This is a genomic window from Noviherbaspirillum sp., from assembly GCF_036563305.1.
GTDB lineage: Bacteria > Pseudomonadota > Gammaproteobacteria > Burkholderiales > Burkholderiaceae_D > Noviherbaspirillum.
Genome location: NZ_DATCMQ010000011.1, coordinates 257,558 through 270,075, shown reverse-complemented (window position 1 = coordinate 270,075; position 12,518 = coordinate 257,558). Strand labels below are relative to the sequence as shown.

General features: G+C 63.5%; 12 protein-coding genes. 7 read left to right on the top strand and 5 right to left on the bottom strand.

Annotated features, from left to right (window positions below):
• Positions 1-70: 70 nt before the first annotated feature.
• The 7 genes from aroQ (at position 71) to VIM12_RS09240 (ending at position 6,006) form a co-directional block, all read left to right on the top strand.
• Positions 71-508, top strand: coding sequence for a type II 3-dehydroquinate dehydratase (gene aroQ / locus VIM12_RS09270; RefSeq protein ID WP_331941324.1), 438 nt, complete (start codon positions 71-73; stop codon positions 506-508).
• 81 nt (positions 509-589) lie between these two features.
• The gene (gene accB / locus VIM12_RS09265; RefSeq protein WP_331941323.1) at positions 590-1,048 is read left to right on the top strand and encodes an acetyl-CoA carboxylase biotin carboxyl carrier protein; all 459 of its coding nucleotides are present in this window, start codon (positions 590-592) and stop codon (positions 1,046-1,048) included.
• Positions 1,049-1,132: 84 nt separating this feature from the next.
• A complete protein-coding gene (gene accC / locus VIM12_RS09260) occupies positions 1,133-2,512 on the top strand; it encodes an acetyl-CoA carboxylase biotin carboxylase subunit (RefSeq protein WP_331941322.1) in 1,380 nt (459 codons plus the stop codon).
• A 13-nt stretch (positions 2,513-2,525) separates the two neighbouring features.
• A complete protein-coding gene (gene prmA, locus VIM12_RS09255) occupies positions 2,526-3,437 on the top strand; it encodes a 50S ribosomal protein L11 methyltransferase (RefSeq protein WP_331941321.1) in 912 nt (303 codons plus the stop codon).
• 3 nt (positions 3,438-3,440) lie between these two features.
• Complete coding sequence (locus VIM12_RS09250; RefSeq protein WP_331941320.1) at positions 3,441-4,538, top strand: DUF3426 domain-containing protein; 1,098 nt, start codon at positions 3,441-3,443, stop codon at positions 4,536-4,538.
• A 44-nt stretch (positions 4,539-4,582) separates the two neighbouring features.
• Positions 4,583-5,515: a carbohydrate kinase family protein gene (locus VIM12_RS09245; protein ID WP_331941319.1), complete on the top strand. Its 933-nt coding sequence runs from the start codon at positions 4,583-4,585 to the stop codon at positions 5,513-5,515.
• 47 nt (positions 5,516-5,562) lie between these two features.
• Entirely contained in the window at positions 5,563-6,006 is a 444-nt protein-coding gene (locus VIM12_RS09240) for a glycine zipper 2TM domain-containing protein (protein WP_331941318.1), read from the top strand.
• Here the strand turns inward: VIM12_RS09240 and VIM12_RS09235 are convergent.
• From VIM12_RS09235 to VIM12_RS09215, 5 genes are all read right to left on the bottom strand, one after another.
• Entirely contained in the window at positions 5,987-6,295 is a 309-nt protein-coding gene (locus VIM12_RS09235) for a DUF167 domain-containing protein (RefSeq protein WP_331941317.1), read from the bottom strand. The two genes, VIM12_RS09240 and VIM12_RS09235, sit on opposite strands and share 20 nt — an antisense overlap.
• Positions 6,292-6,834, bottom strand: coding sequence for a YggT family protein (locus tag VIM12_RS09230; protein WP_331941316.1), 543 nt, complete (start codon positions 6,832-6,834; stop codon positions 6,292-6,294). Before VIM12_RS09230 ends, VIM12_RS09235 begins: the two co-directional genes overlap by 4 nt.
• A gap of 98 nt (positions 6,835-6,932) precedes the next feature.
• Positions 6,933-7,478, bottom strand: a complete 546-nt coding sequence (locus tag VIM12_RS09225) for a histone H1-like DNA-binding protein (RefSeq protein WP_331941315.1) — start codon at positions 7,476-7,478, stop codon at positions 6,933-6,935.
• Positions 7,479-8,024: 546 nt separating this feature from the next.
• A complete protein-coding gene (locus VIM12_RS09220; RefSeq protein ID WP_331941364.1) occupies positions 8,025-9,221 on the bottom strand; it encodes a ribonucleotide-diphosphate reductase subunit beta in 1,197 nt (398 codons plus the stop codon).
• A gap of 86 nt (positions 9,222-9,307) precedes the next feature.
• The gene (locus VIM12_RS09215; RefSeq protein ID WP_331941314.1) at positions 9,308-12,214 is read right to left on the bottom strand and encodes a ribonucleoside-diphosphate reductase subunit alpha; all 2,907 of its coding nucleotides are present in this window, start codon (positions 12,212-12,214) and stop codon (positions 9,308-9,310) included.
• Positions 12,215-12,518: the final 304 nt, after the last annotated feature.

The following is a 12,518-nucleotide window of genomic DNA, read 5'->3' as shown; positions in this document are numbered from 1 at the left end:
CTTTGTCCTTGCCAGAAAGTATGATTTGGCGGCAAAATGCGCCATCCTCGTCAAACGGAGTTGCATCTCCATGGCAAAGAACATCCTTCTGCTCAACGGCCCCAACTTGAACCTGCTGGGTACGCGCGAGCCGGAAGTCTATGGAACCGTGACGCTGGCCGACGTGGAACGTGCCGCCGTGGCGCAGGCCACGGAGGCAGGCGCCCGACTTGTCGCATTCCAGAGCAATCATGAAGGAGCGCTGATCGACCGCATTCACGCGGCACGCGCCGACGGCGTCGACGCCATCGTCATCAATCCCGGCGGCCTCACCCACACCAGTGTCGCCCTGCGGGACGCCCTGACCAGCGTGGCCATCCGTTTCGTGGAAGTGCATATCTCCAATGTCCATCAGCGCGAGACGTTCCGCCATCACTCCTACCTGTCGGCGGTTGCCGTGGGCGTGATCTGCGGGCTGGGGGTGGAGGGCTACCGCGCTGCGATCGATTTTGCGCTCAAAAAGCTCTAATTTTCTTTATCTCGCCACCAACATTTATAATCGTGGCGACTCGATAGCAATACCTACCTAATAAGACTGAAGGATTTTCATATGGATCTACGAAAACTCAAGACGCTGATCGACCTCGTGGCCGAATCAGACATCGCCGAGCTGGAGGTGACAGAAGGCGAAAGCAAAGTCCGTATCGTCAAATCCTCCGGCACGCCGCAGAATCAGGTCGTGATGATGCCGCAGCAGCCGCAAACCGTGATGGCATCGGCGCCGGCGCCCGCCGCGGCAGCCGCCCCGGTTGCCGCAGCCCCGGCCGAACCGGAAGGCCATGTCGTCAAGTCGCCGATGGTCGGCACTTTCTACCGCGCTTCCGCACCGGGCAATCCCCCGTTCGTCGAGGTCGGCGCCACCGTAAAGCAGGGCGACACGCTGTGCATCATCGAAGCAATGAAGCTGCTGAACGAGATCGACGCCGACGCCGCCGGCGTGATCAAGCAGATCCTGGTGGAGAACGGCCAGCCAGTGGAATTCGGCCAACCGCTGTTTGTGATCGGCTAGGAACGGATCGCCGGCGATGCCGGCCCGCGCCTATATATATAGCATCCCTGCTCAAACCGTCGCATCCAGCTTCACACCCACAACATGTTCGAGAAAATCCTGATTGCCAATCGCGGTGAAATTGCGCTGCGCATCCAGCGCGCGTGCCGTGAAATGGGCATTAAAACCGTGGTCGTCCATTCGGAGGCGGACCGCGAAGCCAAGTACGTCAAGCTGGCCGACGAATCGGTCTGCATCGGCCCGGCGCCATCGTCGCAGAGCTACCTCAATATGCCGGCGATCATCAGCGCCGCGGAAGTCACCGACGCCGAGGCGATCCATCCCGGCTACGGCTTCCTGTCGGAGAATGCCGACTTTGCCGAGCGGGTCGAGAAAAGCGGTTTCGTCTTCATCGGTCCGCGTCCGGATTCGATCCGCATGATGGGAGACAAGGTGTCGGCCAAGCATGCGATGATCAAGGCCGGCGTCCCCTGCGTCCCCGGATCCGAGGGTGCGCTCCCGGAAGACCCGAAGGAAATCATCCGCATCGCGCGCAAGATCGGCTACCCGGTGATCATCAAGGCAGCCGGTGGTGGTGGCGGACGCGGAATGCGCGTGGTGCATACCGAGGCCGCGCTGCTGAACGCGGTCACGATGACCAAGACCGAGGCCGGCGCCGCTTTCGGCAACCCGGAAGTCTACATGGAGAAGTACCTGGAGAACCCGCGGCACGTGGAAATCCAGGTCCTGGCCGACGAGTTCAAGAACGCCATCTGGCTCGGCGAGCGCGACTGCTCGATGCAACGCCGGCACCAGAAAGTGATCGAAGAGGCACCGGCGCCGGGCATTCCGCGCAAGCTGATCGAACGCATCGGCGATCGTTGCGCCGAGGCCTGCCGCAAGATCGGCTACCGGGGTGCAGGCACCTTTGAATTCCTCTACGAGAACGGCGAGTTCTATTTCATCGAAATGAACACCCGGATCCAGGTTGAGCATCCTGTCACCGAGATGATCACCGGCGTCGACCTGGTGCAGGAGCAGATCCGCGTTGCGGCAGGCGAGAAGCTGCGCTTCCGCCAGCGCGACATCGAGCTTTCCGGCCATGCGATCGAATGCCGCATCAATGCCGAGGACCCGTTCAAGTTCACGCCGTCGCCCGGCCGCATCACCGCCTGGCATCCGCCCGGCGGCCCGGGTATCCGCGTCGACTCGCATGCGTACACCGGCTATTTCGTGCCGCCCACCTACGATTCCATGGTGGGCAAGGTCATCGCCTATGGCGCGACCCGCGATCAGGCCATCAAGCGCATGCAGATCGCGCTGTCGGAAATGGTGGTCGAGGGCATCCTCACCAACATCCCGCTGCATCGCGAGCTGATGGTGGATGCGCGCTTCATCGAGGGCGGCACCAACATCCACTACCTGGAGCAGAAGCTGGCGAACAAGCCGGACCTGCCGAAGGGCAATGCCAACGGCAAGCAGTAAGCACAAGGACGCCATGAGCTGGACCGAAATCGTCATCGAAGTCGCACGCGGGCAGGCCGAGGCATTGTCCGATGCACTGATGGAGGCTGGCGCACTGTCGGTGTCGGTCGAAGACGCAGACGAAGGAACGGATGCCGAGCGCCCGCTGTTCGGGGAGCCCGGCATGGAGCCATCCGAAGCGGCGTGGGACCGAAGCCGGGTGGTGGCGCTGGCCGACGAGGATGCCGACCATGGCGACATTGTCCGGCTCGCAGCCGAAGCATGCGGCGTCGTTCCGGCGCCCGACTTCACATTGCGCCCGGTGGCGGAACAGGACTGGGTGCGGGTGACGCAGTCGCAGTTCGAACCCATTCACATCGGCCGCAACATCTGGGTGGTACCGAGCTGGCATGAAGCGCCGGACCCGAACGGGCTGGTGCTGGAGCTCGACCCCGGTCTCGCATTCGGCACCGGCAGCCACCCCACCACCCGCCTGTGCATGGAGTGGCTGGAGCAGCATCCGCCGCGTGGCAGCGTGCTCGACTATGGCTGCGGATCCGGGATCCTGGCAATGGTCGCGGAAAAACTCGGCGCGGCTGAAGTCTGCGGCGTCGACATCGATCCGCAGGCAATCGAGTCCGCCCGCTACAACGCCGAACGCAACCACTGCCGCATCGACTACTTCCTGCCGGAGGACTTTGCCGGCAGCGCGCAGGCCAGGCGCTTCGACCTGGTCGTCGCCAACATCCTGTCCAACCCGCTCAAGCTGATGGCGCCGATGCTGTCGTCGCGTGTTGCGTCTTCCGGGCATCTGGTGCTGTCGGGCGTGCTGGCACGCCAGGCGGACGAGGTCATTGCGGCGTATGCGCCGTTCATCGTGCTCACCGTCTGGGCCGAACACGAGGGCTGGGTGGCGCTGGCAGGCCAGGCCGCCGCCGCACGCTGAGACATGGCGCTCGCGACCCAATGTCCCCATTGCCAGACGATATTCCGGGTCGCGCATGACCAGTTGAAGCTGCGCGCCGGGCTGGTGCGCTGTGGCTCGTGCAAGCAGATCTTCAACGGCATCGAGAACCTGCTCCGCCTGGATGAGGACGGACAGCCCAACGCCACCCCGCCGGCCCCATCCCCCTCCTCCGCTGCGCCCGCGACCGGCGCGGCCCCCAATACCGAAACCGACATCGCGGCGCTGCTGCAGGGCGGGCCGTCGGGCGCGCCGCAGGCAAACGCTGCCGAGCAACCGCCGGAAGCGGAAGAGCAAAAGCCGGAAAACCCGATGCTGCGGATGACGCTGCTGGATTTCGCGCATGTGCCCCGCCAGGCATCCACCGATACACAGCCCGGTGGGAATCCCGAGCCCGCCGCCGAGGCCGGGACAGCGCCTGCGCCCGCGGTAGAGCAGGAAGATCCGGTCGAGCAGGCGATCAACGACCTGCAGAACAAGCCATGGCGGAATGCCGACGAAGCGGAACAGGCCCCCGACGCCGATCCGCTCGACCAGGCCGATGCCGCCGATTATGAAGAGCCGGCCTTCGTGCGCCAGGCGCGCAGGCGGCAGCGCCTCGGACAGGCGGCCCGTAGCGTGTTCGGCGCCGGCAGCGCTTTCCTGCTGCTGGCGTTTTTGCTGCAGGCCTCCATCGCCTTCCGCGACCAGATCGCCGCCCGTTTCCCCGCTGCGCGCCCGGCGCTTTCCGCTGCCTGCGGCCTGCTGGGCTGCCAGGTCGGCCTGCCGGCACAGATCGACAGCGTCTCCATCGAGTCCAGCGAGCTGCAGGCCGAGTCCAGCGACAGCAACCGCTTCGCGCTCACGGTCCTGCTGCGCAACCAGGGCAGCACGGTCGAGGCCTGGCCGTACATCGAGCTGACGCTCAACGACGCACACGAAAAGCCGCTCCTGCGGCGGGTGTTCGTTCCGCGCGACTATCTTCCCGCCGCCCAGGATGCCGCCGGCGGTTTCGCGGCACGCAGCGAGCAGCCGGTCAAGCTGTACTTCGAGCTGGCGCAGGTGCAGGCCTCGGGCTACCGCGTCTACGTTTTCTATCCCTGAGCGGTTCCGCGCCAGGCTCTTACATCTATCTACAGGCAGGCATCATGACATCCTTAATCTGCGGTTCGCTGGCGTTCGACACCATCATGCTGTTCCAGGGACGCTTTTCCGAGGCGCTGCTCGCCGACCAGCTGCACAAGATCAACGTCGCCTTCCTCGTGCCGGAGATTCGGCGCGAGTTTGGCGGGTGTGCCGGCAACATCGGATATAACCTGCGGCTGCTGGAAGGCGACCCGCTGATCATGGCGACGGTCGGACAGGATGCGCAGCCCTATCTCGACCGGCTCGACCAGCTGCAGATCTCACGCCGCTGCGTGCGCAGCATCGCTTCTTCCTACACTGCGCAGGCATTCATCACGACGGATGCCGGCGGCAACCAGATCACCGCCTTCCATCCCGGCGCGATGTCCTGCTCGCATGAGAACAGGATCGCCGACGCTGGGCCGGTAAAGCTGGCGATCGTCGCGCCGGACGGACGCGACGGGATGCTGCAGCATGCGGCGGACTGCGCGTCGCTCGGCGTGCCGTTCATTTTCGATCCCGGCCAGGGTTTGCCGATGTTCAATGGGGCAGAGCTGCAGCACTTCATTGAACTGGCCACCTGGGTGGCGGTCAATGATTACGAGGCCGAACTGTTGATGGAACGCACCGGACTCACCCTCGACCAGATCGCACAGCGTACCTCGGCCCTGATCGTCACCAGGGGCGAACAAGGGGCGGAAATCTACACTGACGGCAAGCGCCTCGACATCCCCTGCGTGCCGGTCGAGCAGGCGATCGATCCGACCGGGTGTGGCGATGCCTTCCGCGCCGGATTGCTGTACGGGCTGGGCAAGGACATGGACTGGTTCACGACCGGCCGCCTTGCGAGCCTGATGGGCGCAATCAAGATCGGCCACCAGGGCGGCCAGAATCATTGCCCGACGCGGCCGGAAATCGAAGAACGCTTCCACTCCGCGTTCGGCTATCGCTTCTGAACCGGAGGACGGACAAGCGCGGCGGGACCGAATCGGGAGGACCGTGGATGAACAGGACAATTTCAGGCGTCATCGGCTGCGCAGTTATCGTGCTGGCGGCTGCATGCGCTTCCGACCCGGTCACGTCATCTACCCAGGGGTCGACGGTGGTGCGCAACGGCCAGGTGACGGGAATGCGTGACGTGACGATCCGGGGAGGACGGGGAACGGGCATCGGCTCCTTCGTCGGTGCCATCCTCGGCGGCGTTGCAGGCAGCGCGATCGGCAGCGGTCACGGCAGCACCGTGGCAAGCATCGGCGGCGCGGTCGGCGGCAGCATGGCCGGCCAGCATGTGGAAGAATCCTCGAAGTCTTCTCAACGTACGGAACTGACCGTGAGGCTGGACAGCGGCGAGGTGCAGACCTACCAGGTCGACCCCGGCGACCGCTTCCGCATCGGCGACCCGGTGCGTGTCACCACCACGAACGGCATCACCCGCGTGACGCGCTGAGCAGGCAGGCCTCTGCCTGTTCGACCGGCATCACTGCCTGCACATCCACCACCTTTCGCCTGCTGGTCTGTCCGTGCACCAGCACGACCCTGCTTCTCGGGACCCCCAGCCGTTCGGCCAGGAAGCGCAGCAAAGCCTCATTCGCCTTGCCGTCGATCGGCGCCGCCTGCAGGCGAATCCTGAGTGCGCCGTCGTGGATGCCGCCTACTTCGTTCGTTTTTGCGTTCGGCGCGAGCTGGACGCTGATGCGCAGGCCACCGGCGGTGGCGCTGCACCAGGTGGGATTCATGCAAGGGAAAGCAGCAGCGAGGTGACCAGCATCAGCGCAATGCGCAGCAGAATCAGGGCAACGAGCGGCGACAGGTCGATGCCGCCGATCAGCGGCACGACGCGGCGCAACGGGCGCAGCAACGGATCATTCAGTGCGCGGATGAAGGGCGCCAGGGGAGCGTGCGGATTCACCCAACTGAAGATCGCCTCGATGATGAGCAGGCCCATGAAGCCATAGAACACCCATTCGAAGAACCGGATCAGGGTCAGCAGGACCAGCAGTTCGGCGCTGAAGCGCGAGAAGATCGCGAGATTTATCGCCACGGCGAGAAGGATCACCAGCAGAGCGGCAATCAGGCTTGCCCAGTCGTAGCCGCCCGCGCCAGGCAGGACGCGGCGCAGCGGACGAACCAGCCAGTCCGTCAGCTGGAAGATGAACTGGCCGAGTGCGGACGGCGGCCGCACGCGCACGACTTGCATCCAGAAGCGCAACAGCAGCACACCGCCGAGGATGGCGGCGATGCTGTCGACGATCAACGTAAGTATGCTGTTCAGCACGTTTCCGATCTCCCAAAGAAAATGCCCGTTGTGCAGCGTGGCGCCACGCAACGGGCATTTTGCCTGAACTTAATCAGGCGTGCGAGCAAGCTCGACGATTACGGACGGGTGCCGGTCGGGAACGGCCAGGCCGCTGCCGGGTTCAGCACGGTCTTCACCGCGGGTGCAGCTGCCGGCTTTGCTGCCGGCTTTGCTGCCTTCTTCGGTGCAGCTGCCTTCTTGGGCGCAGCGGCCTTCTTCGGCGCAGCGGCTTTCTTCGCAGCCGGCTTCTTGGCTGCTGCAGCCTTCTTGGCTACCGGCTTCTTCGCAGCGGCCTTCTTCGCAGCCGGCTTCTTGGCTGCTGCAGCTTTCTTGGCTACGGGCTTCTTGGCGACGACCTTCTTCGCTGCAGCTTTCTTGGCTACCGGCTTCTTGGCGGCGACCTTCTTTGCTGCTGCTTTCTTTGCTACCGGCTTCTTCGCCGCGACCTTCTTCGCTGCGGGCTTCTTGGCTGCTGCCGCCTTCTTCGCTACCGGCTTCTTGGCTGCTGCTGCCTTCTTCGCTACCGGCTTCTTGGCTGCTGCTGCTTTCTTCGCTGCCGGCTTCTTGGCCGCTGCCTTCTTCGCCGCAGGCTTCTTAGCAGCTGCTTTCTTTGCTGTTGCCATTTGTTTCTCCTTCACGTGATGAGAAAGTTCAAACTACGAGGTTGGAAACCCGCATGCCGCATCGCGATGAGGCATACGGATTATTCATCGGCACAAGCAAGCGTCTGCTTGCGCTAATGAATTCGGCACCAGCTGAACTGCTGCATCACCTCATACATGCAGCACTTCAGCCTCATTCAGCTACGCCTCTCTTCTTCGGGTCGCCGCTGCGCGCCAGCGGGGACGGAGGACTTCACCGCGCGCTCAACAGGCGCTGCGGTTGCCGTAGCCAAAAAAAACGCCGGCCACAATGCCGGCGTCGGAATACAGATTGTAAAAAACCACCTGGTTTTTCAGAGCAAAAGCCGCCTTTCCCGACATGGTCGGGGTCAGCGGCGAATACAGAGATGACCGATACGTTCGTCTACTGTCCATCAATTGGTGTAAGCCCTTCGGGTTTACATGTCGACCCGCTTCGGTTTGCTTTCCCGGGTACGGGTCGACTGCTGTCTCCACTTACGATGCGCTTTGCTTCTGTACGCACGCCAGACACACTGCCTTTGCTTCTTATTCCCAGCTCAGCGCGCCGCCGGTCTGGTATTCGATCACACGTGTCTCGAAGAAGTTGCGCTCCTTCTTCAGATCGATCATCTCGCTCATCCAGGGGAAGGGATTCTCCTCCTGCGGGAACATCGGATCGAGACCGATCTGCTGTGCGCGGCGATTCGCGATGAATCGCAAGTACCCTTTGAACATTGGTGCATTCAGTCCGAGCACTCCACGCGGCATTGTATCCTCTGCGTAGCGATATTCCAACTCCACCGCGCGCAAAAACAACGATTTAATCTCGTCGCGGAATTCCGCGGTCCACAGGTGCGGGTTTTCGAGCTTGATTGTATTGATGAGGTCGATCCCGAAATTGCAGTGCATCGACTCGTCCCGCAGGATGTATTGATACTGCTCAGCGGCGCCCATCATCTTGTTCTGCCGGCCCAGCGCAAGGATCTGCGTGAAGCCCACATAGAAGAACAGGCCCTCCATCAGGCAGGCGAACACGATCAGCGAACGCAGCAGCGTCTGGTCGGCTTCGACCGTTCCGGTCTTGAACTCGGGATTGGTCAGCACGTCGATGAACGGGATCAGGAATTCATCCTTGTCGCGGATCGAGGTGACCTCGTGATAGGCATTGAAGATCTCGCCCTCGTCGAGGCCGAGCGACTCGACGATGTACTGGTACGCGTGGGTGTGGATCGCCTCTTCGAAGGCCTGGCGCAGCAGGTACTGGCGGCATTCGGGAGCAGTGATATGGCGGTAGGTGCCGAGCACGATGTTGTTTGCCGCGAGCGAATCGGCGGTCACGAAGAAGCCGAGGTTGCGCTTGATGATGCGGCGCTCGTCCTCGGTCAGGCCGTTCGGGTTCTTCCACAGCTCGATGTCGCGCTGCATGTTGATTTCCTGCGGCATCCAGTGGTTGGCGCAGCCGGCGAGGTACTTGTCCCACGCCCACTTGTACTTGAACGGGACGAGCTGGTTGACGTCGGTCTGGCCGTTGATGATGCGCTTGTCGGCGGCATTCACGCGGCGCGACTCTTCGCCGGCGACCGGCTTCGCGACCAGCGCGGGGTTGAGCGCCGCATTGGTGAGCTGCGCGTTCATCTGGGCATCCGGGGACAGCGGGCGGGACGCGGCAGCCGGCGACATGCCGGGCTGCGGCGCATGGGCCGGCCGGGCGGCAGGAGATACTTCGTCATCCCAACTAAGCATATTCATTCTTCCTTGCAGGTATCGTTATCTGATGGCTTGTGGTGCATGCCGGCGCCGCTCGCGCGGCGCCGGCCCATCGTTTCATCTTACTGGCAGGCTTCGCACTCTTCGAAGCCCGGGTCGCCGGGGCGCAGCATGCAGGCCGGGCCGGCGATGTCTTCGGCCGGGACCGGTGCAGCCGGGGCCGCGGCGGCGCCGATCGGGCCGGCGTTGGCGGAAACCGCATTCAGCGCGCCGGCCTTCGTGGTCGACTTCTCGGCGTGCGTCGCGCCGATGGTGCGCAGGTAGTACGTGGTCTTCAGGCCGCGCAGCCAGGCCAGCTTGTAGGTCTCGTCGAGCTTCTTGCCGGACGCGCCCGCCATGTAGATGTTCAGCGACTGCGCCTGGTCGATCCACTTCTGGCGGCGCGAGGCGGCTTCCACCAGCCACTTCGGGTCGACCTCGAATGCCGTGGCATAGATATCGCGCAGGTCTTGCGGGATGCGGTCGATCTTGGCCAGGCTGCCGTCGAAGTACTTCAGGTCGGCGACCATCACCTCGTCCCACAGGCCGCGTGCCTTCAGATCGCGCACCAGGTGCTCGTTGATCTCCGTAAACTCGCCCGACAGGTTCGACTTCACATAGAGGTTCTGGTAGGTCGGCTCGATGCAGGCGGAGACGTCGATGATGTTCGAGATCGTCGCCGTGGGGGCGATCGCCACGCAGTTCGAGTTGCGCATGCCGTGCTCCTTGATGCGGGCGCGCAGCGCGGACCAGTCCATGCTCTCCGAGGTGTCGACCTCGAGATAGCCGCCGCGTTCCTCGGCCAGCAGCCGGAGCGAGTCCTGCGGCAGGATCCCGCGGTCCCACAGCGAGCCGCGGTAGGAGCTGTAGCGTCCGCGCTCCTCGGCCAGCTCGGTCGAGGCCCAGTAGGCGTAGTAGCAGACGGCTTCCATCGAACGGTCGGCGAACTCGACCGCATCGTTCGAGGCATACGGCACCCGCATCATGTGCAGGCAGTCCTGGAAGCCCATGATGCCCATGCCGACCGGACGATGGCGGAGGTTGGAGTCGCGCGCCTTCTTCACCGCATAGTAATTGATGTCGATCACGTTATCCAGCATGCGCATCGCGGTGCGGATGGTCTTCTGCAGCTTGGCGTGGTCGAGCTTGCCGTCCTTCATGTGTGCCGGCAGGTTGACCGAACCGAGGTTGCAGACCGCGATTTCGGAGTCGTTGGTGTTGAGCGTGATCTCGGTGCACAGGTTGGAGCTGTGGACGACGCCGACGTGCTGCTGGGGCGAACGGATGTTGCAGGGATCCTTGAAGGTGATCCACGGATGGCCGGTCTCGAACAGCATCGACAGCATCTTGCGCCACAGGTCGTTCGCCTGCACCTTCTTGAACAGCTTCAGCTCGCCGCGGGCAGCCTTGGCTTCATAGCCGGTATAGGCCTCCTCGAAGGCGCGGCCGAACTTGTCGTGCAGGTCGGGAACATCGGACGGCGAGAACAGGGTCCACTCGCCCTTCTCCATCACGCGCTTCATGAACAGGTCGGGAATCCAGTTCGCGGTGTTCATGTCGTGGGTGCGGCGGCGATCGTCGCCGGTGTTCTTGCGCAGGTCGAGGAATTCCTCGATGTCCATGTGCCAGGTTTCCAGGTAGGCACAGACCGCGCCCTTGCGCTTGCCGCCCTGGTTGACCGCGACGGCGGTGTCGTTGACGACCTTCAGGAAGGGCACGACGCCCTGCGACTTGCCGTTGGTGCCCTTGATATGGGCGCCGAGCGCGCGCACCGGGGTCCAGTCGTTACCCAGGCCGCCGGCGAACTTGGCCAGCAGTGCGTTCTCCTTGATTGCCTCGTAGATGCCGTCGAGGTCGTCCGAAACGGTCGTCAGGTAGCAGGACGACAGCTGCGAGCGCTGGGTACCGGAGTTGAACAGCGTCGGCGTCGAGCTCATGAAGTCGAACGAGGACAGCAGGTTGTAGAACTCGATCGCGCGCGCCTCGCGGTCGACCTCGTTCAGGGCCAGGCCCATCGCCACCCGCATGTAGAACGCCTGCGGCATTTCGATGCGGGTGCCGTCGATGTGCAGGAAGTAGCGGTCATACAGGGTCTGCAGGCCGAGGTAGCCGAACTGCAGGTCGCGTTCCGGTTGCAGCGCTTCCGCCAGCGTCTGCAGGTCGTACTGGGCCAGCTTGGAATCGAGCAGGTCGGCGGCGATGCCCTTCTTGATGAACTTCGGGAAGTAATCTATATAGTGTGCGGCGGCGTCGGCCTGGGCGACTTCCTGGCCGAAGACTTCCTTGCGCACGGTATGCATCAGCAGGCGGGCGGTGACCTTGCTGTAGGCCGGGTCCTTTTCCATCAGCGCGCGGGCGGCCAGGATCACGGACTTGTGCAGCTCCTCGACGGGGACGCCGTCGTACAGGTTCTTCACCGTCTCGGCCAGGATCGCTTCCGCGTCCACATGCTTCTCGAGGCCGACGCAGGCGGCGGTGATCAGCGCCCGCACTTCCGCCACGTCGAGCGGCCGGCTGCGGCCGTCTTCGGTCACATGCAGCTGCGGTGCATCGCCAGGCTTTGCGGCTTGCTGCTGCGCACGCTCTTCCATCCGCTTGGCGCGATACAGCACGTAGGAACGGGCGACGTCATGTTCGCCCGAGCGCATCAGCGCAAGCTCCACCTGATCCTGCACGTCCTCGATGTGGAAGGTGCCGCCGGCCGGCTGGCGGCGCACCAGCGCGGACACCACGTCGGCGGTCAGCTGCTCGACCAGCTCGCGCACGCGGGCGGACGCCGCGCCCTGACCGCCGTTTACGGCGAGGAAGGCCTTCGTCATCGCGATAGAAATCTTGGACGGCTCGAAGCCGACGACTGCGCCGTTGCGGCGGATGATCTTGTAGTCGCCGAGGCTGACCTTCAGGTTCGCGGTGCTGCCGGCAGAGGCGGCGGTCTGCGCAGGGACCAGGCCTGCAGTGTTGGTGATGGAAAGTTCTTGCGTTGAGTGCATCTCGCCTCCTGATGAATCTCGACAGCGGGTCGGCTGCTTGGTTATTAATTAGAACGCCCGGTACCTGCGGCGTTCAGACGTTCATGCAAATCCATGCCGGCGGTTCGCGCCGGACGCCTGCCGGTGCCTGCGCCGATGCGCACGTTTGAAGGGAGAGCTGTTCATCGCCCACCCACTACACCTCGGTCGAGGAACAACTGAACAGCCCGTTTCGGGGAATCGCTGCACCACTATATCTAGTGGTATCGATCGCGACTGAGACTAATTCTAGTGCCGGGTGGGCGAGTGCGCAATATCTTTTTTT

Excerpts from the sequence above, each read along its gene's own strand:
- VIM12_RS09240 (WP_331941318.1), top strand. The coding sequence starts at position 5,563 with ATGAACAGGACAATTTCAGGCGTCATCGGCTGCGCAGTTATCGTGCTG.
- VIM12_RS09235 (WP_331941317.1), bottom strand. The coding sequence starts at position 6,295 with ATGAATCCCACCTGGTGCAGCGCCACCGCCGGTGGCCTGCGCATCAGC.
- VIM12_RS09250 (WP_331941320.1), top strand. The coding sequence starts at position 3,441 with ATGGCGCTCGCGACCCAATGTCCCCATTGCCAGACGATATTCCGGGTC.
- accB (WP_331941323.1), top strand. The coding sequence starts at position 590 with ATGGATCTACGAAAACTCAAGACGCTGATCGACCTCGTGGCCGAATCA.
- VIM12_RS09245 (WP_331941319.1), top strand. The coding sequence starts at position 4,583 with ATGACATCCTTAATCTGCGGTTCGCTGGCGTTCGACACCATCATGCTG.
- VIM12_RS09225 (WP_331941315.1), bottom strand. The coding sequence starts at position 7,478 with ATGGCAACAGCAAAGAAAGCAGCTGCTAAGAAGCCTGCGGCGAAGAAG.
- VIM12_RS09220 (WP_331941364.1), bottom strand. The coding sequence starts at position 9,221 with ATGCTTAGTTGGGATGACGAAGTATCTCCTGCCGCCCGGCCGGCCCAT.
- accC (WP_331941322.1), top strand. The coding sequence starts at position 1,133 with ATGTTCGAGAAAATCCTGATTGCCAATCGCGGTGAAATTGCGCTGCGC.
- VIM12_RS09215 (WP_331941314.1), bottom strand. The coding sequence starts at position 12,214 with ATGCACTCAACGCAAGAACTTTCCATCACCAACACTGCAGGCCTGGTC.
- prmA (WP_331941321.1), top strand. The coding sequence starts at position 2,526 with ATGAGCTGGACCGAAATCGTCATCGAAGTCGCACGCGGGCAGGCCGAG.
- aroQ (WP_331941324.1), top strand. The coding sequence starts at position 71 with ATGGCAAAGAACATCCTTCTGCTCAACGGCCCCAACTTGAACCTGCTG.